Origin of the sequence: Salmonella enterica subsp. arizonae (genome assembly GCF_008692845.1) — a bacterium.
GTDB lineage: Bacteria > Pseudomonadota > Gammaproteobacteria > Enterobacterales > Enterobacteriaceae > Salmonella > Salmonella arizonae.
The window spans coordinates 61891-88864 of record NZ_VXJW01000004.1; the positions used below are offsets into that span (position 1 = coordinate 61891).

Annotated in this window: 26 protein-coding genes, 1 tRNA gene and 4 pseudogenes; 19 read left to right on the forward strand and 12 right to left on the reverse strand. The window is 53.0% G+C overall.

Going from position 1 to position 26974, the window contains the following annotated elements; translation table 11 throughout:
• Nucleotides 1-338 precede the first annotated feature (338 nt).
• The 7 genes from galP (at nt 339) to ruvX (ending at nt 6078) form a co-directional block, all read left to right on the forward strand.
• Nucleotides 339-1733, forward strand: a complete 1395-nt coding sequence (gene galP / locus F4V61_RS09330) for a galactose/proton symporter (RefSeq protein WP_080161275.1) — start codon at nt 339-341, stop codon at nt 1731-1733.
• 79 nt (nt 1734-1812) lie between these two features.
• Nucleotides 1813-2310 carry a SprT family zinc-dependent metalloprotease gene (locus F4V61_RS09335; protein WP_058819792.1) on the forward strand — a complete coding sequence of 166 codons (498 nt, stop codon included), beginning with the start codon at nt 1813-1815 and terminating at the stop codon, nt 2308-2310.
• 94 nt (nt 2311-2404) lie between these two features.
• Nucleotides 2405-3112 (forward strand): deoxyribonuclease I, encoded by a 708-nt coding sequence (gene endA, locus F4V61_RS09340; RefSeq protein WP_000286129.1) that lies wholly within the window; start codon nt 2405-2407, stop codon nt 3110-3112.
• 75 nt (nt 3113-3187) lie between these two features.
• On the forward strand, nt 3188-3919 hold the full coding sequence (gene rsmE, locus F4V61_RS09345; protein ID WP_001222489.1) for a 16S rRNA (uracil(1498)-N(3))-methyltransferase: 732 nt from the start codon (nt 3188-3190) through the stop codon (nt 3917-3919).
• Nucleotides 3920-3938: 19 nt separating this feature from the next.
• Nucleotides 3939-4886 (forward strand): glutathione synthase, encoded by a 948-nt coding sequence (gene gshB, locus F4V61_RS09350; RefSeq protein WP_000593294.1) that lies wholly within the window; start codon nt 3939-3941, stop codon nt 4884-4886.
• A 212-nt stretch (nt 4887-5098) separates the two neighbouring features.
• Nucleotides 5099-5662: a YqgE/AlgH family protein gene (locus F4V61_RS09355; protein WP_001053169.1), complete on the forward strand. Its 564-nt coding sequence runs from the start codon at nt 5099-5101 to the stop codon at nt 5660-5662.
• Entirely contained in the window at nt 5662-6078 is a 417-nt protein-coding gene (gene ruvX / locus F4V61_RS09360) for a Holliday junction resolvase RuvX (protein WP_000017095.1), read from the forward strand. Before F4V61_RS09355 ends, ruvX begins: the two co-directional genes overlap by 1 nt.
• Nucleotides 6079-6124: 46 nt before the next feature.
• On the opposite strand, the gene F4V61_RS09365 is transcribed toward ruvX, so the two are convergent.
• A complete protein-coding gene (locus F4V61_RS09365) occupies nt 6125-6811 on the reverse strand; it encodes an IclR family transcriptional regulator domain-containing protein (RefSeq protein WP_024132127.1) in 687 nt (228 codons plus the stop codon).
• A gap of 122 nt (nt 6812-6933) precedes the next feature.
• Nucleotides 6934-7923 carry a type IV pilus twitching motility protein PilT gene (locus F4V61_RS09370; RefSeq protein ID WP_001055641.1) on the reverse strand — a complete coding sequence of 330 codons (990 nt, stop codon included), beginning with the start codon at nt 7921-7923 and terminating at the stop codon, nt 6934-6936.
• 17 nt (nt 7924-7940) lie between these two features.
• On the opposite strand from F4V61_RS09370, the gene F4V61_RS09375 reads away from it, so the two are divergent.
• From F4V61_RS09375 to hemW, 5 genes are read left to right on the forward strand one after another with little or no spacing between them, the layout of a single operon-like run.
• Nucleotides 7941-8645: a YggS family pyridoxal phosphate-dependent enzyme gene (locus tag F4V61_RS09375; protein WP_000997790.1), complete on the forward strand. Its 705-nt coding sequence runs from the start codon at nt 7941-7943 to the stop codon at nt 8643-8645.
• 18 nt (nt 8646-8663) lie between these two features.
• The gene (locus F4V61_RS09380) at nt 8664-9230 is read left to right on the forward strand and encodes a YggT family protein (RefSeq protein ID WP_001094848.1); all 567 of its coding nucleotides are present in this window, start codon (nt 8664-8666) and stop codon (nt 9228-9230) included.
• Entirely contained in the window at nt 9227-9517 is a 291-nt protein-coding gene (gene yggU / locus F4V61_RS09385) for a DUF167 family protein YggU (RefSeq protein WP_001277205.1), read from the forward strand. Before F4V61_RS09380 ends, yggU begins: the two co-directional genes overlap by 4 nt.
• Nucleotides 9518-9524: 7 nt before the next feature.
• The gene (locus tag F4V61_RS09390; RefSeq protein WP_001174769.1) at nt 9525-10118 is read left to right on the forward strand and encodes an XTP/dITP diphosphatase; all 594 of its coding nucleotides are present in this window, start codon (nt 9525-9527) and stop codon (nt 10116-10118) included.
• Complete coding sequence (gene hemW, locus F4V61_RS09395) at nt 10111-11247, forward strand: radical SAM family heme chaperone HemW (protein ID WP_079828668.1); 1137 nt, start codon at nt 10111-10113, stop codon at nt 11245-11247. Before F4V61_RS09390 ends, hemW begins: the two co-directional genes overlap by 8 nt.
• Before the next feature lie 96 nt (nt 11248-11343).
• On the opposite strand, the gene ansB is transcribed toward hemW, so the two are convergent.
• From ansB to trmB, 4 genes are all read right to left on the reverse strand, one after another.
• On the reverse strand, nt 11344-12390 hold the full coding sequence (gene ansB / locus F4V61_RS09400) for an L-asparaginase 2 (RefSeq protein WP_000394191.1): 1047 nt from the start codon (nt 12388-12390) through the stop codon (nt 11344-11346).
• A 187-nt stretch (nt 12391-12577) separates the two neighbouring features.
• Complete coding sequence (locus tag F4V61_RS09405) at nt 12578-13297, reverse strand: DUF2884 domain-containing protein (RefSeq protein ID WP_000984828.1); 720 nt, start codon at nt 13295-13297, stop codon at nt 12578-12580.
• Between the two features lie 48 nt (nt 13298-13345).
• Nucleotides 13346-13672, reverse strand: a complete 327-nt coding sequence (locus tag F4V61_RS09410; protein ID WP_058819795.1) for a YggL family protein — start codon at nt 13670-13672, stop codon at nt 13346-13348.
• Nucleotides 13672-14391, reverse strand: a complete 720-nt coding sequence (gene trmB / locus F4V61_RS09415) for a tRNA (guanosine(46)-N7)-methyltransferase TrmB (RefSeq protein WP_058819796.1) — start codon at nt 14389-14391, stop codon at nt 13672-13674. Before trmB ends, F4V61_RS09410 begins: the two co-directional genes overlap by 1 nt.
• Before the next feature lie 154 nt (nt 14392-14545).
• Here trmB and mutY point away from each other — a divergent pair, with 154 nt between their 5' ends.
• The 4 genes from mutY (at nt 14546) to F4V61_RS09435 (ending at nt 18572) form a co-directional block, all read left to right on the forward strand.
• A complete protein-coding gene (gene mutY, locus F4V61_RS09420; protein WP_038397656.1) occupies nt 14546-15598 on the forward strand; it encodes an A/G-specific adenine glycosylase in 1053 nt (350 codons plus the stop codon).
• A 27-nt stretch (nt 15599-15625) separates the two neighbouring features.
• Nucleotides 15626-15901 carry an oxidative damage protection protein gene (locus F4V61_RS09425; RefSeq protein ID WP_038397655.1) on the forward strand — a complete coding sequence of 92 codons (276 nt, stop codon included), beginning with the start codon at nt 15626-15628 and terminating at the stop codon, nt 15899-15901.
• A 112-nt stretch (nt 15902-16013) separates the two neighbouring features.
• Nucleotides 16014-17099, forward strand: a complete 1086-nt coding sequence (gene mltC, locus F4V61_RS09430) for a membrane-bound lytic murein transglycosylase MltC (RefSeq protein WP_079798914.1) — start codon at nt 16014-16016, stop codon at nt 17097-17099.
• Between the two features lie 216 nt (nt 17100-17315).
• The gene (locus F4V61_RS09435; RefSeq protein ID WP_058819797.1) at nt 17316-18572 is read left to right on the forward strand and encodes a nucleoside permease; all 1257 of its coding nucleotides are present in this window, start codon (nt 17316-17318) and stop codon (nt 18570-18572) included.
• Nucleotides 18573-18644: 72 nt separating this feature from the next.
• On the opposite strand, the gene F4V61_RS09440 is transcribed toward F4V61_RS09435, so the two are convergent.
• Entirely contained in the window at nt 18645-20780 is a 2136-nt protein-coding gene (locus F4V61_RS09440) for an ornithine decarboxylase (protein ID WP_079828670.1), read from the reverse strand.
• 423 nt (nt 20781-21203) lie between these two features.
• Here F4V61_RS09440 and F4V61_RS09445 point away from each other — a divergent pair, with 423 nt between their 5' ends.
• The 3 genes and pseudogenes from F4V61_RS09445 to F4V61_RS09455 all read left to right on the forward strand — a co-directional run bounded on the left by F4V61_RS09445 (nt 21204) and on the right by F4V61_RS09455 (nt 23515).
• Nucleotides 21204-21911, forward strand: a complete 708-nt coding sequence (locus tag F4V61_RS09445) for a DUF554 domain-containing protein (protein ID WP_079782247.1) — start codon at nt 21204-21206, stop codon at nt 21909-21911.
• Nucleotides 21912-22016: 105 nt separating this feature from the next.
• Nucleotides 22017-22092: transfer RNA gene (locus F4V61_RS09450), tRNA-Phe, on the forward strand.
• Nucleotides 22093-22253: 161 nt separating this feature from the next.
• Nucleotides 22254-23515: pseudogene (locus tag F4V61_RS09455) on the forward strand (tyrosine-type recombinase/integrase).
• 527 nt (nt 23516-24042) lie between these two features.
• Here the strand turns inward: F4V61_RS09455 and F4V61_RS09460 are convergent.
• The 5 genes and pseudogenes from F4V61_RS09460 to F4V61_RS09495 all read right to left on the reverse strand — a co-directional run.
• A pseudogene (locus tag F4V61_RS09460) lies at nt 24043-24714 on the reverse strand (integrase domain-containing protein).
• An 848-nt stretch (nt 24715-25562) separates the two neighbouring features.
• Nucleotides 25563-25895: a type II toxin-antitoxin system PemK/MazF family toxin gene (locus F4V61_RS09475; protein WP_000373725.1), complete on the reverse strand. Its 333-nt coding sequence runs from the start codon at nt 25893-25895 to the stop codon at nt 25563-25565.
• Complete coding sequence (locus F4V61_RS09480; RefSeq protein WP_000288813.1) at nt 25896-26153, reverse strand: AbrB/MazE/SpoVT family DNA-binding domain-containing protein; 258 nt, start codon at nt 26151-26153, stop codon at nt 25896-25898.
• Between the two features lie 347 nt (nt 26154-26500).
• Nucleotides 26501-26706: pseudogene (locus F4V61_RS09490) on the reverse strand (helix-turn-helix domain-containing protein).
• Nucleotides 26703-26927: pseudogene (locus F4V61_RS09495) on the reverse strand (hypothetical protein); the annotation flags it as partial. The pseudogenes F4V61_RS09490 and F4V61_RS09495, both read right to left, overlap by 4 nt.
• Nucleotides 26928-26974: the final 47 nt, after the last annotated feature.

Genomic DNA, 26974 nt, shown 5'->3' on the forward strand with positions numbered 1-26974 from the left:
TCCGCCCTCCCCTTTCGTTTCTTCGACTACACTTTTCATCATTCAGTTTCAGTAACAATGAAAGCGATTACATTTATTTTCATTAATAACTGACAATGCCACTAGCGTTGTGCTTATCCTACGATGAAAATGTTACATTGTTTTCAGCTTTGTCTGAATACCAGCCGATTGATATGGTTATAAGATTATTAAAATTTTTATTTTTCAGATAATTAAATAATCACTGCGATAAATAGCAGTGTAAACGATTACACCATTGTGATTGCCCTCACATATTTTTACGGCGTACTCACCTACTCTTAACATCGATAAAATTGCTAACCCAACCGGAGGGCATAATGCCTGACAATAAAAAACAAGGGCGTTCCAACAAGGCCATGACATTTTTTGTCTGCTTTCTTGCAGCCCTGGCAGGATTACTTTTTGGCCTGGATATCGGCGTTATCGCCGGTGCTTTACCCTTTATTACCGATGAGTTTCAGATTAACGCACACACTCAGGAATGGGTGGTCAGCTCCATGATGTTTGGCGCGGCCGTCGGCGCTGTCGGCAGCGGCTGGCTCTCCTTTAAACTGGGTCGTAAAAAAAGCCTGATGATCGGCGCTATCCTGTTCGTCGCCGGTTCATTGTTCTCCGCTGCGGCGCCTAACGTTGAAGTCCTGATTATTTCCCGCGTGCTGTTGGGGCTGGCCGTTGGCGTCGCGTCCTACACTGCGCCGTTGTACCTGTCCGAGATCGCGCCGGAGAAAATTCGTGGCAGCATGATCTCAATGTACCAACTCATGATCACCATCGGGATCCTGGGCGCTTATCTGTCTGATACCGCGTTCAGCTACAGCGGCGCATGGCGCTGGATGCTCGGCGTGATCATCATCCCGGCCATTCTGCTGTTAATTGGCGTCTTCTTCCTGCCAGACAGCCCGCGCTGGTTTGCGGCGAAACGTCGCTTCCATGATGCTGAACGCGTCCTGTTACACCTGCGTGATACCAGCGCGGAAGCAAAACGTGAGCTCGATGAAATTCGCGAAAGTTTGCAGGTTAAGCAGAGCGGTTGGGCGCTGTTCAAAGAGAACAGCAACTTCCGCCGCGCCGTGTTCCTTGGCGTTCTGTTGCAGGTAATGCAACAGTTTACCGGGATGAACGTCATCATGTATTACGCGCCGAAAATCTTCGAACTGGCGGGGTACACCAACACCACGGAGCAGATGTGGGGCACCGTTATCGTTGGCCTGACTAACGTCCTGGCAACCTTTATCGCTATCGGTCTGGTTGACCGCTGGGGCCGCAAACCTACCCTGACGCTGGGCTTCCTGGTCATGGCGATTGGCATGGGGATTCTGGGTACGATGATGCACATTGGCATTCATTCCCCGTCTGCGCAATACTTCGCGATCGCTATGCTGCTGATGTTCATCATTGGGTTCGCGATGAGCGCCGGTCCGTTGATTTGGGTTCTGTGCTCCGAAATCCAGCCGCTGAAAGGCCGCGATTTCGGCATCACCTGCTCCACCGCGACCAACTGGATCGCCAATATGATCGTCGGCGCAACGTTCCTGACCATGCTGAACAATCTGGGTAACGCCAACACCTTCTGGGTCTACGCCGGCCTGAACGTGCTGTTTATCCTGCTGACTCTGTGGCTGGTGCCGGAAACCAAACACGTCTCGCTGGAACACATTGAACGTAACCTGATGAAGGGTCGTAAACTGCGCGAAATCGGCGCCCACGACTAAACCCTCCCACGCTTCCTCCCGCCACGGGAGGAAGCGTTTTTCTTGCAGTCCCTCTTCCGTCGCACTATTCTCTGCCGCTATGAAAACCCCTCGTCTCCCTATCGCTATTCAACAGGCCGTGATGCGTCGTCTGCGGGAAAATCTTGCCCAGGCTAACCTCAAACTCAATAGGCATTATCCGGAGCCGAAACTGGTGTATACGCAACGCGGCACCTCGGCGGGTACCGCCTGGCTGGAGAGCTACGAAATTCGCCTCAACCCGGTGTTGCTAATGGAAAACGTTGACGCCTTTATTGCCGCGGTCGTGCCGCATGAACTGGCACATCTGCTGGTGTGGAAGCACTTCGGGCGCAAAGCGCCTCACGGTAAAGAGTGGAAATGGATGATGGAAAGCGTACTGGGCGTTCCGGCCAGACGTACTCATCAATTTGAACTGCAATCCGTGCGGCGTAATACCTTTCCCTATCATTGCCAATGCCAACAACATCAACTTACCGTCCGCCGCCATAATCGCGTGGTACGCGGCGAAGCGGTTTATCGGTGTGTCCACTGCGGCGAACCGCTGGTCGCCGGGTAGTCTCCGAAACGTTTGGGAACTTTCCTGAGCGAACTGATTGCATACAGGTACAACTTTCGTTACGTTGCGGGCTCGTTTTGCTATGGAGTATGCGATGTACCGTAATTTTTCTTTTGCCGCTGCGTTGCTGGCAGCAGCGTTTTCAGGCCAGGCATTGGCCGATGGCATTAACAGTTTTTCTCAGGCCAAAGCGGCGAGCGTCAAAGTCAATGCCGACGCGCCCGGCAGCTTTTACTGCGGGTGCCAAATCCGCTGGCAGGGTAAAAAAGGCGTCGTAGACCTGGAATCCTGCGGCTATAAGGTGCGTAAAAACGAGAATCGCGCCAGACGCATTGAGTGGGAGCACGTTGTCCCCGCCTGGCAATTCGGTCATCAGCGCCAGTGCTGGCAGGACGGCGGGCGAAAAAACTGCGCTAAAGACCCGGTCTACCGCAAAATGGAAAGCGATATGCATAACCTGCAACCCGCGATTGGCGAAGTGAATGGCGATCGCGGCAACTTTATGTATAGCCAGTGGAACGGCGGCGAAGGCCAGTACGGGCAGTGCGCCATGAAAGTGGATTTCAAAGCGAAAATCGCCGAGCCGCCCGCCCGCGCCCGCGGCGCAATCGCCCGCACTTATTTTTATATGCGCGACCAATACCAGCTGAAACTTTCCCGCCAACAAACGCAGCTTTTTAACGTCTGGGATAAGCAGTACCCCGTTACCGCCTGGGAGTGCGAGCGCGATGCGCGTATCGCGAAGGTCCAGGGTAATCATAATCCCTATGTGCAACGCGCTTGCCAGGCGCAAAAGAGCTAACCTACACTAGCGGGATTCTTGTTAACCCATGCCCTGGATATCCAAACGCCGGGGCCATGACGCGGATTTTTTATTATGCGTATTCCCCGCATTTATCACCCTGAATTGTTGACGTCCGGTACGCAGATTTCGTTATGCGAAGATGCGGCCAACCATATTGGTCGTGTACTGCGCATGGGACCGGGACAAGCTTTACAGCTGTTTGACGGCAGTAATCAGGTATTCGATGCTGAAATCATTAGCGCCAGTAAGAAAAGCGTTGAAGTGCAAGTGATGAAAGGCGAAATCGACGATCGTGAATCGCCGCTGCATATCCATCTGGGTCAGGTGATGTCGCGCGGTGAAAAAATGGAATTTACTATCCAGAAATCGATCGAACTGGGTGTAAGCCTCATTACGCCACTGTTCTCTGAGCGCTGCGGCGTTAAACTGGATAGTGAACGTCTGAACAAAAAGCGCCAGCAGTGGCAAAAGATCGCCATCGCCGCCTGCGAACAATGCGGGCGTAATCGGGTGCCGGAAATTCGCCCGCCGATGGCGCTGGAAGCCTGGTGCGCCGAGCAAGATTCTGGGCTGAAGCTCAATCTTCATCCGCGCGCTCATGCCAGCATCAACACCCTGCCGCTGCCGGTTGAACGCGTCCGGCTGCTGATCGGCCCGGAAGGCGGGCTGTCGGCGGACGAAATCGCGATGACCGCGCGCTATCAGTTTACTGATATTCTGTTAGGACCTCGCGTTCTGCGTACTGAGACAACTGCGCTCACCGCCATTACCGCGCTACAGGTGCGTTTTGGCGACTTAGGATGAAGCGTTAACGGAGAAAATAATGATTAAGCTCGGCATCGTGATGGACCCCATCGCAAACATCAACATCAAGAAAGACACCAGTTTCGCTATGCTGCTGGAAGCCCAACGTCGTGGTTATGAACTTCATTATATGGAAATGGCCGACCTTTATCTGATTAACGGCGAAGCGCGCGCCCGCACGCGAATGTTGAGCGTGGAGCAAAACTACGATAAATGGTATGAATTGAATGACGAGCAGGACCTGCCGCTGGCCGATCTGGACGTCATTTTGATGCGCAAAGATCCGCCGTTTGATACCGAGTTTATTTACGCGACCTATATTCTGGAACGCGCTGAAGAGAAAGGCACGCTGATCGTCAACAAACCGCAAAGCCTGCGCGACTGTAATGAAAAACTGTATACCGCCTGGTTTTCCGATCTGACGCCGGAAACGCTGGTAACGCGCAATAAAGCGCAGCTCAAAGCGTTTTGGGAAAAGCACGGCGATATCATTATGAAACCGCTGGACGGTATGGGCGGCGCGTCCATTTTCCGCGTTAAGGAAGGCGATCCTAACATGGGCGTTATTGCCGAAACGCTGACCGAGCTGGGCAATCGCTACTGCATGGCGCAGAACTACCTGCCCGCGATCAAAGATGGCGATAAGCGCGTACTGGTCGTCGACGGCGAGCCGGTGCCTTACTGCCTGGCGCGTATTCCGCAGGGCGGCGAAACCCGCGGCAACCTGGCGGCTGGCGGCCGCGGCGAACCCCGTCCGCTGAGCGAAAGCGACTGGGAAATCGCCCGCCGCGTTGGGCCGACGCTTAAAGCCAAAGGGCTTATTTTCGTCGGTCTGGATATTATCGGCGACCGCTTAACGGAAATTAACGTAACCAGCCCAACCTGCGTGCGTGAAATTGAAGCGGAATACCCGATCTCTATCACCGGGATGTTGATGGACGCCATAGAAGCGCGCCTGGCGAAGTAAACATTTATTGCCCAGTGGCGTGCGCTTACCGGGCCTGTGCAATCACGCAGCGTAGGCCAGATAAAACGCGTCAGCGTCGCCATCCGGCAATCTATTATCCGATAAGGCAGCCGTCCTTTGGCAAAAGACGGCTTATATGAGTGACAACCGTCCGCTTTCCCCACATACTGAACGCTGTCGCTTTTTTGAACCAGGAAACAGAACCTCTGACAATGAATTTACAGCATCACTTTCTTATTGCCATGCCTGCGCTCCAGGATCCGATTTTCCGCCGTTCCGTAGTGTATATTTGCGAGCACAACCAGGACGGCGCCATGGGGATTATTGTTAATAAGCCTTTGGAAAACCTGCAAATTGAAGGGATTCTGGAAAAACTGAAAATTACGCCGGAACCGCGTGATCCGGCGATTCGCCTTGATAAAGCCGTGATGCTCGGCGGCCCGTTGGCGGAAGATCGTGGGTTTATTCTGCATACGCCGCCGTCACGCTTCGCCTCCAGTATTCGTATCTCGGACAATACCGTGATCACCACCTCCCGCGATGTGCTGGAGACGTTAGGCACTGAACAGCAGCCTTCCGATGTGCTGGTCGCGCTGGGCTACGCCTCCTGGGATAAAGGTCAACTTGAGCAAGAACTGCTCAATAACGCCTGGCTTACCGCGCCCGCCGATCTCAATATTTTATTCAAAACCCCCATTGCCGAGCGCTGGCGCGAAGCGGCGAAACTTATTGGCATTGATATTCTGACCATGCCTGGCGTTGCGGGGCACGCCTGATGAGCGGCACCTTACTGGCCTTTGACTTCGGCACAAAGAGCATCGGCGTTGCAATAGGACAACGCATTACCGGCACCGCCCGTCCGCTTCCGGCAATCAAAGCACAGGACGGCACGCCCGACTGGACGCTCATTGAACGTTTGCTGAAAGAGTGGCAGCCGGATGAAATTATTGTCGGGCTACCGCTCAATATGGATGGCACTGAACAACCGCTGACGGCTCGTGCACGTAAATTCGCCAACCGTATTCATGGGCGTTTCGGGGTCACTGTCACGTTGCACGATGAACGGCTCAGCACCGTTGAAGCGCGCTCCGGCCTGTTTGAACAAGGCGGCTATCGCGCGCTGAACAAAGGCAAAGTGGACTCGGCTTCCGCCGTGATTATCCTCGAAAGCTATTTCGAACAGGGGTATTAAAGCCTTTTTGTCAGCGGGCCGGATAACGCGGCAACAGTTGTCGGGCTTACTGGGTAATGAGCTGGTTTAATGCCTTTAGCGTCTGTAAGCGCGTAGCGGCCTCCGCCTCATCAATTCGCCACATTCCTGCAAAGGCCAGCGCTGCGGCGTGTTTGCCCAGCGGCTGCGCCATAGAAACTTCACCATCAGCATGATGCCACAGCACGTATCCCCGCTGGCGCTGCTGCGCCACATGCGGCGCCAGATAACGCCACTGCTCCGGAGTAAAACGCTGCATTAGCGTCTCATCGCTTTCCGCCGCCAGTAACGCCATCCCTGGTACCGACTGCCAGGCCGGGGACATGCGAAACCCTGCCAGCGCCTGACTTACCTCCGAAGCCGGCGCAGAGTGATAAATATAGATAACCTGGTCTTCCCATAGCACGCCCAACGCCACCACAATGTCTTTAGGCGCATGTCGCTCAAGGATGGGTAGCGCATGGGAAAACAGCGCCGATCCTCGAATCGCCTGCGCCGCTAATGCGTGAATGCCGGGTCCGGGTAAATAACGCCGCTGTTCATCCTGCATCGTGAGCCCAATGGAGGCCATTGTCATTAACAGGCGATTAATGCGCGTGGTATTGATATCCATCAGCCGGGCAAGTTCGCGACATCCAATAGCACGGTCGCTGGAGACCAGATATTGCAGACAGCGAATGCCATCTATTAAGCTTTGATTAGGTTGTGATGACATCGTTAAATGGCTTCGCTGTGGTCTTAAAAAAGCTGCGATTTTAACGCCGGCTCGCCAGGATACAAGCCTGCACGCCGTTCTATCCACCGCGCCAGTCAACGCTTTACAAAACCAGTACGCCATCATGCTCGCGACAGCCGCCCCTGCGCCTGACGCCATTGCGCGCTCTGAGCGAACGTCATCATCCCCTGTTGCTGCCCGGTTTGCATTACATGGGCCAACTGATGAAGTTTACCCTCCCTGATCAAATTCCCGGTAGCTGGCGTATTAATCAGTAATTCAAACAACGCCACACGCCCATCCTGCCTGTCGGCCTCCAGTTTTTGCGATAATACGGCGCGCAGATTGCCCGCCAGTTGGCTGCGTACCGGTTCTTTCTCCTGCGCCGGAAAGCTATCCACCAACCTTTCCACCGCCTGCGCCGCGCCGCGAGTATGCAGGGTTGCCAGTACCAGATGTCCCGTTTCCGCCGCCGTCAGCGCCAGGCGAATGGTTTCGCTGTCACGCAGCTCTCCCAGCAAAATGATATCGGGATCTTCACGCAACGCCGCGCGCAGCCCAGCGGCGAAAGTGGCGCAATGCTGACCGATTTCCCGCTGCTGTATCAGGCAGCGCTGGCTGGCGTAACGGTACTCAATAGGATCTTCCAGCGTCAGGATGTGTTTATCGGCATGTTGATTAAGATGTCCCACCATCGCCGCCAGCGTGGTGGACTTCCCGCAGCCAGTAGCGCCAGTGACCAGAATCAGTCCGTTCTCGCTGGCAAGTAGTGCGGGTACTATCGGCGGCGTCTGGATTTCCGCCAGATCAGGACAACGCTCGGGCAATAGCCGTAGCGCCAGCGACGTTCCCTGTTGATGTGTGAACGCACTGGCGCGCAGGCGCCGCGTGCCAGACAGCGAGACGGCGAAATCAAGCTGACCGTGCGTTCGCCACTGATATTGTTGCGCGTCATTAAGCCAATCAAGCAGAAGCCTGTCGACATCAGGCGCGGTAAAAGGCGCGTTCTCCATGCGTCCTTGTTTGCGCCATCGCGCAGGCCAGGCGTTACACAGGTGTAGATCCGAGACGTTATGCTTTACACTAAGCGTCACAATTTCTTCCATATTCATATAAACATCCTCGGAAAATGAACGATATCGCGCATAACCTGGCACACATCCGGGACAAAATCTCCGCCGCGGCGACGCGTTGCGGCCGCTCTTCAGAAGAAGTTACGTTGCTTGCAGTGAGTAAAACCAAACCTGCGAGCGACATCGCAGAAGCCATTGCCGCCGGACAACGGGCATTTGGTGAAAATTATGTACAAGAGGGGGTGGAAAAAATCCGCCACTTTCAGGAAGCGAAAGTGGAAGGCCTGCACTGGCACTTTATTGGCCCTTTACAGTCCAACAAAAGTCGGCTGGTGGCCGAGCATTTTGACTGGTGTCATACCATCGATCGCCTGCGTATCGCCTCGCGCCTGAGCGAACAGCGTCCGGATAATCTGCCAGCGCTAAATGTTCTGATCCAAATTAATATCAGTGATGAAAACAGCAAATCAGGCATTCCGCTGGCGGAACTGGATGAGCTGGCCGCGGCGGTGGCAACACTGCCGCGTCTGCGGCTTCGCGGACTGATGGCGATCCCGGCGCCAGAGTCAGATTATGTAAGGCAGTTTGAAGTCGCACGTCAAATGGCGGTAGCATTTGCCGGGCTGAAAGCGCGCTACCCTGACGTTGATACCCTATCTCTGGGTATGAGCGACGATATGGAAGCCGCGATTGCGGCAGGTAGCACAATGGTGCGCATCGGCACCGCTATCTTTGGTGCTCGTGATTACACAAAAAATTAAGGAAAACTGAGGAACGCCATGAATACGTTGACCTTCCTGCTCTCAACGGTAATTGAGCTGTATACCATGGTGCTATTATTGCGCGTGTGGATGCAGTGGGCCCGCTGTGACTTTTACAACCCTTTTTCCCAGTTCGTGGTGAAAATTACGCAGCCCATCATCGGACCGCTGCGTCGTATTATCCCGCCAATGGGGCCGATTGACAGCGCTTCCCTGCTGGTGGCGTTTATTCTTAGCGTTATTAAGGCGATAGTGCTGTTTAAGGTAATTACGTTTCAGGCGATTATCTGGATTGCCGCGGTGCTTATCTTGCTTAAAACAATCGGCCTGCTGATCTTCTGGGTGCTGCTGGTCATGGCTATCATGAGCTGGGTGAGCCAGGGTCGTAGCCCGATTGAATATGTATTGATTCAGCTTGCCGAGCCGCTGCTCAGCCCGATTCGCCGTATACTGCCTGCGATGGGCGGCATCGACTTCTCGCCGATGGTTCTGGTGCTGCTACTGTATGTCGTTAATATGGGGATCGCTGAAGTCTTACAAGCGACAGGCAACATGTTGCTGCCGGGGCTGTGGATGGCGTTATGAGTGCTGTGACTCGCTGCGAAGACGGTCTGGTGTTACGGCTTTATATTCAGCCGAAAGCCAGCCGCGACAGTATTGTGGGTTTACATGGCGACGAGGTGAAAGTCGCCATTACCGCCCCGCCGGTTGACGGTCAGGCAAACAGCCATCTGACCAAGTTTCTCGGTAAACAGTTTCGCGTGGCGAAAAGTCAGATCGTCATCGAAAAAGGCGAGCTGGGCCGTCACAAACAGGTAAAAATTATTCACCCGCAACAGATCCCGCCGGAAATTGCGGCGTTAACTGAGTAGGTATTCCATGCAAAAAGTTGTTCTCGCAACCGGCAACGCCGGTAAAGTGCGCGAGCTCGCGTCGCTGTTAAGCGATTTTGGGCTTGATGTGGTAGCGCAAACGGAACTGGGCGTTGACTCCGCGGAAGAAACCGGCCTGACGTTTATTGAAAACGCGATTCTCAAAGCGCGTCATGCCGCTAAAATGACCGGTCTGCCCGCCATTGCCGATGACTCCGGTCTGGCCGTTGACGTTTTAGGCGGCGCGCCGGGTATCTATTCCGCGCGCTATTCTGGCGAAAACGCGACAGATCAGCAAAATCTGGAAAAACTGCTGCATACTCTACGAGATGTTCCGGACGACAAACGCCAGGCGCGATTCCATTGTGTACTGGTTTATTTGCGTCATGCCGAAGATCCCACACCGATAGTCTGTCACGGTAGCTGGCCCGGCGTCATTACTCGCCAGGCGGCCGGAAATGGCGGATTTGGCTATGATCCTATTTTCTTCGTACCGTCTGAAGGCAAAACCGCCGCAGAACTGACCCGTGAAGAAAAAAGCGCGATTTCCCACCGAGGACAAGCGCTCAAGCTGCTGCTGGATGCGTTACGCAATGGCTAAACTACCGCCGCTCAGTCTTTATATTCATATTCCCTGGTGTGTACAAAAATGTCCATATTGCGACTTCAATTCCCATGCGTTGAAGGGCGAGGTGCCGCATGACGACTACGTCCAGCATCTGTTAAGCGATCTGGATGCCGACGTCGCCTGGGCGCAAGGGCGTGAAGTAAAGACCATTTTTATTGGCGGCGGTACGCCAAGCCTGCTTTCCGGGCCGGCGATGCAAACGCTGCTGGACGGCGTGCGTGCGCGCCTGAATCTGGCGGCGGATGCGGAAATTACCATGGAAGCGAACCCCGGCACGGTCGAAGCCGACCGCTTCATCGACTATCAGCGCGCCGGCGTAAACCGGATCTCCATTGGCGTGCAGAGCTTTAGTGAGCCTAAGCTGAAACGTCTTGGCCGTATTCACGGTCCACAAGAGGCGATGCGGGCAGCAAGACTGGCAAATGGGCTTGGGCTACGCAGCTTTAACCTCGACTTGATGCATGGATTGCCGGACCAAACGCAGGAAGAGGCGCTGAATGATTTGCGACAGGCAATTGCGCTTAATCCGCCGCATCTCTCATGGTATCAATTGACGATTGAACCCAACACTCTGTTCGGTTCGCGTCCGCCGGTTTTACCGGACGATGACGCTCTGTGGGATATCTTTGAGCAGGGCCACCAGTTATTAACCGCCGCGGGCTATCAGCAATACGAAACGTCGGCCTATGCCAAACCCGGTTATCAGTGCCAGCATAATCTGAACTACTGGCGCTTTGGCGACTATCTGGGTATTGGCTGCGGTGCCCACGGTAAAGTCACCTTCCCGGGCGGCAGGATCCTGCGCACCACCAAAACCCGTCACCCACGCGGTTATATGCAGGGACGTTACCTGGAAAGCCAGCGTGACGTGAGTGATGACGATAAACCCTTTGAGTTCTTTATGAATCGTTTTCGGTTGCTGGAGCGCGCGCCTCGCGCCGAATTTGTCGAGTATACCGGGCTTAGCGAAGATACGATTCGTCAACAAATGGATGAGGCTATCGCACAAGGTTATCTGACCGAGAATAAAGATAGCTGGCAAATCACCCAGCACGGTAAGCTATTTTTAAATTCGCTGCTGGAGCTGTTTTTAGCGGAGTGATAAGTCGAAACCGTCACCGGCAAGATAATACCTCGTGACGCTACGCTTATCAGATCTACAAAAACGTAGTGAGATAAGCGTAGCCGTCTTCACCGATTAATACTGATTAAATATCGTCTGGATCTGTTTTGGATCTTTGGTTTGCGTTAAAGCCAGTTGCAGCAACACGCGCGCTTTCTGCGGGTTCAGCGTGCCGGAAGCGACAAAACCGTATTTTGCATCATCCACTTCCGCATCCTGCGTAGTTGCGCCGGTCGGCACGCGGGAAGAACGCACTACGACCGTACCGTTATGCGCAGCGGTCGCCAGGGTATCAAAGATCGTTTTATACAGGTTGCCGTTACCCACGCCTGCGCTCACGATCCCGTCATATCCCGCGTCTACCAGCACTTTTGCTGGCAGATCGGACGCATTCGCATAGTTATAAATAATACCGACTTTCGGTAGCGCAGTCAGTTTAGCGACATCAAACGGCGTGGAGGAGGTGTGTTTACGCTGCGGCGTGCGCTGATAATCGATTTTCCCGTTATGGATGTAACCCAGCGGCCCGTAGTTAACGGATTTAAATGTCGCCACGTCGGTGGTATTGGTCTTAGTAACATCGCGCCCGTCCATCACGGTATCGTTCATTACCACCAACACACCGCGGTTAGCGGACTGTTTATCAGCCGCCGTTACGACCGCATTATAGAGGTTGAACGGACCATCTGCGCTCATTGACGTGGAGGGACGCATCGCACCGACCAGTACTACAGGTTTATTGCATTTAACGGTCAAATCGAGGAAATAAGCAGTCTCTTCCATCGTATCAGTGCCATGGGTGATCACGAAACCGTCTGTACTGTCGCACTCGATATTGATTTTTTTTGCCAGAGTGAGCCAAACCTCATCGTTCATATCCTGCGAGCCGATGTTAACGACCTGCTCGCCTTTCACCATCGCAATGTCCTTTAGTTGAGGAACGGCATTCACCAGATTTTCAACTCCGACTTTACCTGCCGTATAATTTGATTTTGTTGCAGAATCACCGCCACCAGCAATAGTTCCGCCGGTCGCTAAGATGGTGATATTCGGTAAAGCGAACGCCGCGCCGCTGAAACCCATTACCAGAGCCGCTAATGCCGTTTTCCTAAAAAACTCCATGTTATATCTCCAGTTATGTTAATTGGACGCATTATCCAAATATTGCAGACGAATAATGTGATGACATACGATTAACTAGCGATATATATATAACAGAGAGTATTTTTTAGAGATGGATAACAAAATGCAGGAAAAAACAGAATAAAAGGCGCAGATGCGATCTACGCCATTGTTTAAAAAGGGAAGATTATTTCAGGCTGCCGACCAGCGCTTTGCGGTTGTCTTCTAAAGTGACTACGCGGCTACAGACATCTTTGCCAAACTGCTGGAAATCCTTCTCCTGATTTTTCCATTCGCTCTGGATGGCGGTTTGTAAACCACCGAGGCTGCCCATCACGCCCTGCAAAGGATTGCCGCCGCCTTTAAGCACTGCTTTGGCGCCCATTTCGTTAATACTGTCCTGCAAAATCCCCCCCATCGCCTGGTTTACCAGTTGCTGACCGTCAGCACGCACCTGGTCAATAGCCTTATAGTGGAAAGTCAGGCCATCCGTACGATGTTCGATAATGCGGTTCATCTGCGCTTTCAATTGTGCATCAAGCTTCGTCAGACGGCTGCGCATGTTACTGCTCTCCCCCACCTCTTTAGCAATGATTTTATCCAGCGCCACGCGGCCTTTTTCGACACGCGACCGGGCACCTTCATCAATCCACGGCAGCGCGCTTCGCAGTTCCGCCTGGTAATCTTTCGCCTGCTCGCGCTGCGCTGCGCTAAGGGTGTACTGCTTACCGTTGTACATCACATTGCCGTCCGGCGTGATCACCAGGTTGCCGTTTTCACCTTTCACCTGCACCGTTTGTGGACTCAGGATCACATCGTCACGTGGCGTGACGCTGCATTTGTAATCTGCGTGAGCGGCCATCGCCGTAAACGTTAGCACTGCAGCCAGCAGCGTTTTGCGCATCATAATTTTCCTCAAGACAAAGCGGGCCGGCATATGCCGGCCCTGTACTCATTAGTCCCACCAAACGTCGAAAAGTTCGCTGGTACGGATTTCTTCAAGGTTGCGCGCTTGCAGCCACTTACGCACAATCGTCTGATGTTCTTCGGTACATTTACCGATTTCCTGCATACAAATCAGTCCTTCCCAGGCCAGGTAGCCGCTGCCGTCAAACGCCAGTTTATTAGGCTCAATAACGTCATTAATAAAATCATCAACGATCTTATCGATCTGCTCTTCAGCAGTACCTTCCGGAAAACGCCATGCCACCGAAAATCCTAATTCCTGGAATTCATCAATGTGCATTTTTTTACGCAGACGACGACTACGGTTTTTTGCCATTATTTCACCCTCTCGAACATTAAATCCCATACGCCATGGCCAAGACGATGGCCACGTTGTTCAAATTTCGTTACCGGGCGCGATTGTGGGCGCGGTACATAATCGTTGCTCGCTGACAGATTTTTGTACCCGTCAATAGATGACATCACTTCAAGCATGTGTTCCGCATACGCTTCCCAGTCGGTCGCCATATGGAAAACGCCGCCCAGTTTCAGCTTGCTTTTTACCAGTTCAGCAAACGGCGCCTGAACGATACGGCGTTTATTATGACGCGCTTTATGCCACGGGTCAGGGAAAAAGAGCTGAACCATCGATAAAGAATTGTCAGGAATCATTTTATGCAACACTTCTACCGCGTCGTGGCACATGACGCGCAGGTTTTCAACGCCTTCTTCATGAGCGGACGCCAGACAAGCGCCGACGCCGGGCGAATGCACTTCAATGCCGAGGAAATTCTGCTCCGGGCGCACTTTCGCCATCGCCACGAGAGACGCCCCCATGCCAAAACCAATCTCCAGCGTCACCGGCGCTTCGCGACCAAACAACGTGGCGAAATCTACCGTCGCTTCGCTGAACTCGACGCCCATCACCGGCCAGTAGTTTTCCAGCGCGTGTTCTTGCCCCTTTGTCAGTCGCCCCTGGCGACGAACAAAACTACGAATACGGCGCAGTGGGCGGCCGTTTTCATCAAATTCCGGTGAAATGACGTCGTTTTTCATAAAAGTGTAGTCTGCTGTGTTTGAGTTCTGAAAACGGGCATTATCCAAAGTTAGTTGCCGGATGCAAGCATGAAGCGCACTGCGGAAAGTTCCGGTTTACACCCTGCGGCCTCTGTGCTGCAATCTTGCCCCCGGCAATAATGAATGAGTTTCCATGCAAGCGTCTCAATTTTCAGCTCAGGTTCTGGACTGGTACGACAAATACGGGCGGAAAACGCTGCCCTGGCAAATTAACAAGACGCCTTACAAAGTATGGCTCTCGGAAGTCATGTTGCAACAAACGCAAGTGACGACGGTTATTCCTTACTTTGAGCGGTTTATGGCGCGCTTTCCCACGGTGACGGATTTAGCGAATGCACCTCTGGATGACGTGCTCCATTTGTGGACCGGGCTCGGCTATTACGCCCGCGCACGTAATTTGCATAAAGCGGCGCAACAGGTGGCGACGCTTCACGATGGCGTATTCCCGCAAACTTTTGACGAAGTCGCCGCGCTACCCGGCGTCGGGCGTTCAACCGCTGGCGCGATTCTTTCCCTCGCGTTAGGTAAACATTATCCGATTCTTGATGGAAACGTTAAGCGTGTGCTGGCTCGCTGTTATGCTGTTAGCGGCTGGCCTGGAAAAAAAGAGGTGGAGAATACGCTGTGGACGTTGAGTGAACAGGTGACGCCCGCACACGGCGTGGAGCGATTTAATCAGGCGATGATGGATCTGGGCGCCATGGTTTGCACGCGTTCAAAACCAAAGTGCTCCCTGTGTCCATTGCAAAGCGGTTGTATCGCCGCCACGAATGAAAGCTGGTCACGCTATCCGGGCAAGAAACCGAAACAGACGTTACCGGAACGTACCGGCTACTTTTTACTACTACAGCATAATGAGGAAATTTTCCTGGTGCAGCGCCCTCCCAGCGGTTTATGGGGTGGATTATACTGCTTCCCGCAGTTCGCCAGTGAAGATGGATTGCGCGAATGGCTGGCGCAACGGCATGTTAACGCTGATAATTTGGCCCAGCTTAACGCGTTTCGCCATACATTTAGCCATTTCCATCTGGATATTGTGCCTATGTGGCTTCCCGTGTCGTCACTGGACGCCTGCATGGATGAAGGTAGCGCGCTCTGGTATAACTTAGCGCAACCGCCGTCAGTCGGGCTGGCGGCTCCCGTGGAGCGCTTGTTACAGCAGTTACGTACCGGAGCGCCGGTTTAACGCCCCGGTCGATAAAGAGGATGACTTATGAGCAGAACGATTTTTTGTACTTACCTGCAACGCGACGCTGAAGGGCAGGATTTTCAACTCTACCCTGGCGAGCTGGGAAAACGTATCTATAACGAGATATCTAAAGACGCGTGGGCGCAGTGGCAGCATAAGCAGACCATGTTAATTAACGAGAAAAAGCTCAACATGATGAACGCCGATCATCGTAAACTGCTGGAACAGGAGATGGTGAGCTTCCTGTTCGAAGGCAAAGACATTCATATTGAAGGTTATACGCCGGAAGAGAAAAAATAGGCCCGTTGCCGAATGACGCTGCGCTTATTCGGCTTGAGAACTATGCCGGATAAGCCCCTGGCGCCGCTGTCCGGCAAAATGGCATAACGACAACACAACATGCACCCCCGGAATGATGAAAAAATTACTCGCGCTTGCTGTTATTGCGCCGTTGCTCATCTCCTGCTCCAGTTCGACCAAAAAAGGCGAGACGTATAATGAAGCCTGGGTCAAGGATACCAACGGCTTTGATATTTTGATGGGGCAATTTGCCAACAACATTGAAAATCTGTGGGGATATAAAGAAGTCCTGATCGCGGGGCCAAAAGACTACGTCAAATATACCGATCAGTTCCAGACCCGTAGCCACATCAACTTTGATGATGGGACCATTACCGTTGAAACCATCGCCGGGACGGAACCTGCAGCGCGTCTGCGCCGGGCCATTATTAAAACGTTGCTGATGGGCGATGATCCGACCTCCGTCGACCTCTACTCCGATGTCGATGACATTAAAATTTCCAAAGAACCCTTCCTGTATGGTCAGGTCGTCGACAATACCGGTCAGCCAATTCGCTGGGAAGGCCGCGCCACCACATTCGCGGATTACCTGCTGAAAACGCGACTTAAAAGCCGCAGCAACGGTCTGCGCATTATTTACAGTGTCACTATTAATCTGGTACCTAACCACCTCGATAAACGCGCGCATAAATACATTGGCATGGTTCGCCAGGCCTCCCGTAAATACGGCGTTGACGAGTCGCTGATTCTGGCGATTATGCAAACAGAGTCTTCATTTAACCCCTATGCGGTCAGCCACGCGGATGCGCTGGGCCTGATGCAGGTGGTACAGCACAGCGCCGGGAAAGATGTTTTCCGTTCTCAGGGTAAATCCGGCATACCAAGCCGCAACTTCCTGTTCGATCCCGCCAGCAATATTGATACCGGTACGGCGTATCTGGCGATGTTGAATAATGTGTATCTGAGCGGTATCGAAAATCCGACGTCTCGGCGCTATGCGGTCATTACCGCCTACAATGGCGGCGCTGGCAGTGTATTACGCGTATTCTCGAACGATAAGATTCAGGCCGCGAATATGATTAACCGCATGTCTCCGGGGGATGTGTACCAGATATTAACCACCCGACATCCGTCTGCGGAGTCGCGCCGCTATCTGTATAAGGTGAATTCTGCCCAGCGAGCATATCGCCGTCGATAAACTATCGCATCCCGCCTCTGGCTGGTCACATGACAAAGGCGGGAAAGATAAAAAGTGTTAACTCAGTCACCCTTTTGATTTGCAATTAGAAATTGTTTGCAAATATTTGTCACAGGTAACAAAAAAACCGCTTCTCATTGATAGAATCACATCAAATCACAACGGCAAATGTGCCTTTGAAAACATTAATCCGCTCTGAGGTGTGAGGAAATTAACATGAATCTTAAGCTGCAGCTTAAAATACTCTCTTTTCTGCAGTTCTGTCTGTGGGGAAGCTGGCTCACTACCCTGGGCTCGTATATGTTCGTCACCTTAAAATTTGACGGCGCATCTATTGGCGCAGTTTATAGTTCACTGGGGATTGCCGCCGTTTTTATGCCGACCTTGTTAGGGATTGTGGCTGACAAATGGCTGAGCGCGAAATGGGTCTATGCCCTGTGCCATGTCGTCGTCGCCGTCACGCTATTTATGGCTGCGGAAGTCACTACGCCAGGGGCGATGTTCTTTGTGATCCTGCTTAACTCGTTGGCCTATATGCCGACGTTGGGTTTGATCAATACGATATCATATTACCGCCTGCAATCTGCCGGCATGGATATTGTCACTGATTTTCCTCCTATCCGTATTTGGGGCACCATTGGCTTTATTCTGGCAATGTGGGGGGTGAGTTTCTCCGGTTTCGAACTGAGCCATATGCAACTTTATATCGGCGCGACGCTTTCCGTTCTGCTGGTACTGTTTACCTTTACCCTGCCGCACATTCCGGTGGCTAACCAGCAGAAAAACCAGAGCTGGACATCAATGCTGGGCCTTGACGCTTTTGCGCTGTTTAAAAATAAGCGGATGGCGATTTTCTTCATCTTCTCCATGATGCTGGGCGCGGAACTACAGATTACCAACATGTTCGGCAATACCTTCCTGCATAGCTTTGATAAAGATCCGCTGTTCGCCAGTAGCTTTATCGTGCAGCATGCCTCGGTGATGATGTCGATTTCACAGATTTCTGAAACGTTATTCATCCTGACCATTCCGTTCTTCCTGAGCCGTTATGGTATTAAGAACGTTATGCTTATTAGTATCGTGGCGTGGATGCTGCGTTTCGGTCTGTTCGCCTGGGGCGACCCGACACCGTTTGGTACCGTCCTGCTGGTACTGTCGATGATTGTGTATGGCTGCGCCTTTGACTTCTTCAATATTTCTGGTTCGGTGTTTGTCGAAAAAGAAGTACGCCCGGAAATCCGCGCCAGCGCGCAAGGGATGTTCCTGATGATGACCAACGGGTTCGGCTGTATACTGGGCGGCATTGTGAGCGGCAAAGTGGTGGAGTATTACACTCAAAACGGCATTACCGACTGGCAGACTGTGTGGCTAATCTTCGCGGGCTACTCGCTGGTGCTGGCCGTCGCTTTCGTGGCCTTGTTCAAATATAAACATGTCCGCGTTCCGACGGGTTCTCAATCCGTCGCACATTAATAGTTGCCCGATTTAGTAGGCCGGATAAGACGAGGATACGGCGTAAACACCTTATCCGGCCTGAAGGTAACGCTATTTTAAAACATACCCGTATAGTCGTTTAATTCCATCGGCATCGGTCTCGCTGTAAACGCCCTGCAATTCCGGCGAAAAGCCCGGCAGCAGATTGATGCCCTCTTCCAGAGCCAGAAAATAACGCTGCGCCGCGCCGCCCCATATCTCCCCCGGCACCACGCACAGTACGCCCGGCGGATACGGCAATGCCCCCTCTGCAGCAATACGCCCGCCCGCCTCGCTGATGCGCACCAGTTCTACATCGCCGCGAATAAAGGCTCTGTTGGCGTCCTGTGGATTCATCGCCATATGCGGCAGGCTTTCTTTGCGAAACATCGCCTTTTGCAGATCCTTGACGTCTAAGCTAACGTACAAGTCGTGCATCTCTTGACATAGTTCACGCAGGGTGTAATCGCGATAGCGAACCGGGTATTTCTGAAAAACCGTCGGCAGCACGTCCGCAAGCGGCATATCATCTTCAATGTGCCGTTCAAATTGCGCCAGCATCGCGACCAACCGCGCCAGCTTCTCTTCGCTCTCGGCGGGCGTCAGCAAGAATAGAATTGAGTTGAGATCGCACTTCTCAGGCACAATACCGTTCTCACGTAGATAGTGGGCGAGAATGGTCGCCGGGATGCCAAAATCGGTATAGCGACCGGTTTCCGCATCTATACCCGGCGTAGTCAATAGCAGCTTACACGGATCGACAAAATACTGGTCATCCGCATAGCCCTCAAAGCCATGCCACTTCTCGCCCGGCGTGAAACTGAAAAAACGCCGCTCGCGGGCAAGCTCCGCCGTGGAATAAGCCTGCCAGGATTTGCCATCAACGGTTGGCGGGATAAAAGGCCGAATCATCTGACAACGGGCGAGAATGGCTTTACGCGCGTCAATACCCAACGCAACGCACTCCGCCCACAAACGACGACCGCTCTCCCCTTCGTGGATTTTGGCATTGATATCCAGCGCCGCAAACAGCGGATAGAACGGGCTGGTCGAGGCGTGCAACATGAAGGCGTTGTTCAAGCGTTTGTGCGGACAAAAACGCGCCTGGCCGCGAATATGGTTATCTTTTTTGTGAATCTGCGAAGTTTGTGAGAAACCCGCCTGTTGCTTATGTACCGATTGGGTCACAAAGATCCCCGGATCGTTTTCGCTGAGATCCAGCAGCAACGGCGAGGTGTCCGCCATCATATCGATAAACTGTTCATAGCCTACCCAGGCGGAATCAAACAGGATGTAATCGCAGAGATGCCCGATGTTATCCACCACCTGACGGGCGTTATAAATAGTACCGTCATAGGTGCCAAGCTGAATGATCGCCAAACGGAACGGACGTGGCGCATCGGCTCTTTCCGGCACCACGTCACGAATCTGGTCGCGCAGGTACGTCTCATCAAAACAGCGCGCATCAATACCACCAATAAAACCAAACGGATTACGCGTCGCTTCAAGATAGACCGGTGTCGCTCCGGCCTGGATGAGCGCACCGTGATGATTGGATTTATGGTTATTACGATCGAATAGCACCAGATCGCCGCGCGTCAGCAGAGCGTTGGTGACCACTTTATTCGCCGCCGAAGTACCATTCAACACAAAGTAGGTTTTATCCGCATTAAACACTTTTGCCGCAAATTTCTGCGCATGTTTGGCGGAACCTTCGTGAATGAGCAGATCGCCAAGTTTCACATCGGCGTTACACATATCCGCACGAAACAAGTTTTCACCAAAAAAGTTATAAAAATGACGGCCGGCGGGATGTTTTCTAAAAAATTCGCCATGCTGGTGCCCCGGACAAGCAAAGGTGCTGTTGCCCATTTCGACATACTGGGTCAGGGTGTCATAAAAGGGCGGCAGCAACCCCTCTTCATAGAGGCAGGCAGCGTTTTCCAGTTCCAGCCACTCCTGCGCGTTACCGCTTATTATCGCCGTAACGCCGGCAGGCACGCTGACAGGTTCATCCGTAAGCATAAACACCGGCAGGTTAAAACCGGTGCGTTTAAGCAGCGCCAGAATACCGCTACGGCTGTCAGCAGCGGTAATGACGACTGCAGCCACATCGGTAAAGTCGGTACGGTCCAGCGCTACTACATTACGATGAGTGGAGAGTCGGGAGATGAGTTCACCGCTGGCGGCAATATTCATTGATTTCATAAGCGCAAATACCCGTTTCGGGAGTAGAGTAACCCTGGACAAGGCCGGATACCCTGCCCAACGAGATGCCGGGTCAAACTGGATACCAGCTCCGACCGCCAGACATCAGTAAAAGCAGACTGTTTCTGATCTTACGGTTGTCCTGCAGTGAGCGCGCGCTGCTTCACCGCATGGCGGGAACCACAAGGGAGTTGAAGAGGAGGGGCGAGCCTCGCGCAAACAAGCGACAGTGAAGACAATATAAAAGCGTTATGTTCATCCCGCGCCCCCCATGCTGGCAGGAGAAATTTCGCGCGATCATGGCACCTTTCACCAGACGGCGCAAGATAAAATCAGCGCTCCAGACGTCACAGATAATCAAGCCATCAACAGCTTAATCGCGCGATAATAAGGCAATTTAAAAAATAAATAACGGGAGCTCGTGTGGTAATTGGACCTTTTATTAACGCTGGCGCAATCTTATTCGGCGGCGTTTTTGGCGCGCTGTTAAGCCAGCGTCTGCCAGAACGGATTCGCGTCTCAATGACGTCTATTTTTGGCTTATGCTCTTTAGGAATTGGTACTCTGTTGGTTATGAAGTGCGCTAATCTTCCGGTGATGGTGCTGGCGACGCTGGTCGGCGCGCTTATCGGCGAATTCTGTTTGCTGGAAAAAGGCATTAATGGCGCAGTAGCGAAAATCCAACAATTATTTATGATATCAGGCAATAAGCCGACACATGATTCATTTATTCAAAGTTATGTTGCCATCATTGTACTGTTTTGCGCCAGCGGCACCGGTATTTTCGGCGCGATGCATGAAGGAATGACCGGCGATCCGAACATTTTAATCGCTAAATCCTTTCTGGATTTTTTCACCGCCATTATTTTTGCCTGTTCGCTTGGCATTGCCGTTTCCGCGATTTGCGCGCCGATGCTGATTATCCAGTTAGCGCTTGCCGCCTGCGCCACCCTCATTCTTCCGCTGACCACGCCGGCAATGATGGGCGACTTTAGCGCAGTGGGCGGATTGTTGCTGCTGGCAACTGGCTTGCGTGTATGCGGGATCAAAATGTTTCCAGTGGTGAATATGCTCCCAGCCCTATTGCTGGCGATACCGATTTCCGCCGCATGGGGAATGCTTTTTGCCTGATTCTGCGTGCAATTGTAACAAAGTGGTGATAGTTTGTGCAGCCTGCGTTGATTTGAAGAAATTTCGTTGACGAAACGAGGCTATTACGGTTTAATGCGCCCCGTTGCCCGGATAGCTCAGTCGGTAGAGCAGGGGATTGAAAATCCCCGTGTCCTTGGTTCGATTCCGAGTCCGGGCACCACCTTTCCTTTTTTATGCTTCCCTATGAATTCCTATGTGTATGAAATTCAATAAGTTAGCGTAAAAATCTTTCCGGATACGTTTTGATTTATCCCTACGTATCCGGAAAATTGTGGGTCAGATTGCGGGTCATTCAGTTCGATGAATGATGGAGACCCTCACATGGCCCTGAATGACAGTAAAATCCGCTCTGCAAAAACTCTCGATAAATCTTACAAGCTCACCGACTCGCAAGGTCTGTACCTGACGGTATCCACCAGCGGCGCAAAGCTGTGGTATTTCCGCTATCGCTTCGATGGCAAAGAAAACCGTCTTGCCTTTGGCGCTTACCCGCTGGTGACGCTGGCGGAAGCCCGTGAAAAGCGCGATGCGGCGCGTAAACTACTGGCATCCGGTATCTGCCCCTCTCAGCTTCGCAAAACGAACGACGCCAGCGTTGATGAATCCCGCACGTTTAAGTTTATCGCCACCGCGTGGCACACCAGTTGCCTTAAGCTCTGGTCGGAAGGTCACGCCGATAAAATCCTCACCTGCCTGAAGCGCTATGTCTTTCCCGATATCGGCGCGATGGACATTGCGAAGATTGAAACCCGCCATCTGGCGCAGCTTGTTAAGGCTATTGACGATAAGGGCGTGCATGACGTTGCCGGGCGGGAGCGTCAGCATCTGACCAAAATTATGCGTCACGCGGCGCAGCAGGGCGTGACTAAATATAATCCCGCTTACGATCTGGATGGTGTCGTAACCCCAACGGTGACCCAACACCACCCCGCCCTGCCCCTGAAACGCCTGCCGGAGCTGCTGGAGAAGATGGACGGTTACAAAGGTCGCCTGTTGACCCGTCTGGCGCTGGAGCTGAATCTGCATGTCTTTTTACGCTCCAGCGAGTTACGCCTCGCCCGCTGGGATGAGTTCAACCTGAAAGCCCGTATCTGGACGGTGCCAGCTAAACGGGAAGCGGTGAAGAACGTGCGCTTTTCCGAGCGTGGCGCAAAGATGAAGGATGAGCATCTGGTGCCACTATCAGCGCAGGCGGTCACCCTGCTGGAGCAGATTAAGGACATCACCGGAGAGTCGGTATTTGTCTTTGCGGGGGCGCACTCGATGAACAAACCGATGATCGAAAACACCATCAACAAGGCGCTGCGGGTGATTGGCTATGACACCAAGACCGAAGTCTGTGGGCATGGCTTCCGCACGATGGCCTGTAGCGCCCTGAATGAGTCCGGGCTGTGGTCAAAGGACGCCATCGAGCGCCAGATGAGCCACAAGGAGCGCAACGGCGTGCGGGCGGCGTTGTACATAAGGCCGAACATCTGGAAGCCCGTATGGAGATGATGCAGTGGTGGTCGGATTATCTGGACGTGACCCGTGAAGGGTACGTTGCGCCGTATATTTATGCGCGGCGACATAAGGCGGCCTGAGTCAACATAATTTGTTGATAGTGGAAAAGCAGCTCCTGACTGGATCCGGATCTGCTTTTTGCATTGAAAGGCTGTATCTTTATTTTTTCAGCTATTAATCGGAAAGTGCCCCAAATTATTCCAGTAGAATAATTTCAGGTGAAAACCTGTCAATACCTCACTATCAATAGATAACTATCGAAAATTGCCCGCAAATAATAACGTCTCAGGTAGCAGCCAGACAACCGGCACCAGAAACCGGTCCACTGGCTCGTCATTACTGCACTGCGCCAGTCACAGCCCTTTAAGCCCTCTGGCCTTTTCCGGTCCGGCGCTGTTACCCTTAGTCGCCCCTTACCCTTTCCGGCCTTTTCCTTTTACTGGCGCAATCATCAGTAAAATTGTCGTAGTGCTGCACCAGAAGCCCGTTAACAGGCTAAACCATCCTTAGAGGCTGTTATTAAGAGGAAACCGTACAAAAAATTTCTACGTAGAAATTTTTTCGGTGGATAACAATGGATAACCATCATATAGCAAGCTCAAGGCTATCAACCAGCCTCATCCCTTCGCCCGTAAACCTGCGCCACGATACCGTCCGTCGCCGTGGCCCAGATCCATCGCCGTCATCGCCAGCGCCTCCTGTTCACTGAATCCCTGCGCCAGATAATAGCGAATAGCATCTGCGCCCAGGCGTAACGCAGCGAATGCGGTGAGTTCTGTCCCGTTAAGCCGAGTCGTTCCGCCTGTCTGCGCCAGAACTGCATCGCCTCTTTCAGCGTGGCCCGGTCAATCAGCCTGCCGTTGCGCTGTCCTGCAATGCCGATCGCGTTATCCAGCGCCTGTTTCCATTTACTGAACGACTGTGGACACCGTACCGCCTCCTGCGAGCGCAGGCCCATCAGCCTTGCCAGCTCCAGCGCTGCCGCCAGCCCCGGATCTTTCAGGCGGGCGCTTTCCTGTACCGCCTGATACTTCCCGTCCGTAATTGCCCGGCGCGTACCGTTGCGCGATGCGCCGCTGATACCCACTGCCCGGTTGCTGATCCGGTCGCTGTCAGCCAGTTTCACGCGTCCGGCCTACCGCAGAACAACCCTTATCATCGCCATTTCATTTTGCAGGGTGCGTTTATCCATGCCCTGCGCCATGCGGTCACTGACCGTTTTATGTGCGCCGCCCGCCTGCTGCGCCAACCGCTTCATTTCCCGCTCCAGTATTCCCATATATTCCCCTTTTCATGATTGCCGCAAACTCATCCAAAAAACCAACACTGATACAGCTTCCCCGGCGCGCAGGCCGATAGCCCCTGTTTTTTTGTCGGGGCTGCGAACGATACCTGAGCGCCGGGGCGGCAGCCGTTGAGGTGCGGCGGGGCGTCGGTGGTGCTCTCTGAGCAGCCGCCCGCTTGCGCGGGTTATCCCCCGGATCGTCCGGATCCGCCTCGGTATCGGTTCATGTTCTCCTTATGGGTCAAATGGCCTGAAAAGACGGTGTCAGAATCCAGACATGAGCTGGCGAAGTTGAATTGTCTGGTGCAGATCGAAAAGGCTGCGTGCGTCACTTTCCTGCTTTGCGCGGTTAAAGTGACGCACGGATCTGGTGCAGTATCTGAAACATTGCGCTTCTGGTGCTGCTTAACGGTCACGCGGCAACAAAGCCTGTCGGCAATGCAGGCCGCAGGCCGTCAGGTAAAGGGCGCTGAAGATGTCAGCAGATACAGGTTAGCCGGGAGAATTCCGGCGCGGTACAGAGTGAGCCAGCAGGCTGGCGCAGTAAAAGGAGATATCGTGTCAAAACCTGGGCCTCCGTCGCGATAATCTGCGACCCGGTGTTTGCAGAGGTCTGTACCGGTAAACGACTCAACCGTCCTGATAACAGGCGCTTCTTTCAGGTTGTGAAGCGTGGGAACCGTCCGCAGACGGTGTGTTGCAGAGGGGAGACTATGCCTGTACTGCTGGCGAGGAAAGGAGAAACTGTTTTTACCCGCAAAAGGATTTTTTAATCACCTGTCGTTATAAAAAATGAGGGCGCTGTATGTGATAGCGCCCTCGTTCAGGTTACATAAAAAACATCAGCTCAGAATAGCTTCCAGTCGGGCCAGCACTTCATTCACGACAGCGTCGGGTAGACGTTCCAGCCGCTTACCGTTCCGGGCACCCATATCAATGGTTCTGGGCTGGTCGCAGCGAATAACGCCCGTTGTTCTGGTTCCCGCGCCGTCCAGTGAGACGGCAAAACCGGCTGTGCGGGCGAAGTTTCCGCCGCTGGTGACGGGAACGACAACGGGCAGCCGGGTCAGCTTGTTAAACGATGCCTTCGATACGATAAGTACCGGACGTTTTCCGCTTTGCTCGTGACCGGCAATCGGATCCAGCGAAACAAGCCAGATTTCCCCTCTGTCCATTTACAGGATCTCCCTGCCCACCGCTGGCGCATCAATCCATTCCCGATCCTCTTCGCTTATTTCGGCGTTTGGATCGCACTGCGCCAGCAGTTCCTCAAGCGAATAACAGGGCCGTTTCCGGGGTTCAATAATCAGGCAGCCATTATCAATGGTCATGCCCACTTCGCTGTCCGTCGACAGCGCCAGCGTTTTCAGCACAGCAGGAGGAACCGCCAGCATGACGGATCCGCCAACCTTTTTCAGGCGAGTGGTATACATAGAGTACCTCCGGATATTATATTTTAATATAACATCCACAGCAGACGATGCACAATTATTCATCAGATCCATAGTGATTTCCTTAGCGTAAAAATGCGTGAAGAAAGCCTTAATCCATCGAAGGACAGATCCAGCAGTTTTCAAAGGCGGCATTGCCGGTAAAACGGCGACCATCCTGCTACATCAGGCGCTTCTTTCAGGTCATGAAGCCTTTCGTGCCGGCGGGAGCTTAGTTCGTGGTAAGAAGGCCGATAATAGAAAACTGTTTTTGCGGTTCAAAGGATTATGACGGATCGGATAAACAAAATGCGGCGCAGCTTCCGTATATGGTCTGCGCCGTAGGGACATCAGAGATAGTGTGAAGGCCAGATTTTTTCAGGCGCAACATCTAAGGCTTCAGCAATCAATCTTTCGCCTTTGGGCCAGCGGCGATTAAGGGCGTTTGCCAGCGTGGAGGACGCCAGCCTTGAGTTGCGGGAAACGGCAGATAACGACGTTCCCTGCTTTTCAGCGCCGCGATAATGTCGGCGGGATGCCAGTCCTGTTGCATCATGCTGTCACCCCGTCAATAAACTTCACCCCATCGGCGGTACGCAGCCAGCGCGGGGCTTTCATTTCTGCCGCGAAGTAGTTGATCAGGTCATACAACAGCCAGCTAAGGAATTTCTCCGTTTCCGAGGAAAATCCCTGCCCTGCCAGGGTCTGCGTCAGGGCAAGGCAGTAGTTACATAGCTCTGTACATTCTGGCCCAAACTGGGGGGAATTCAGCGCCAATATCAACGCCAGCAGCATGAGGATGGATAACAGACATTCGGGAGGAT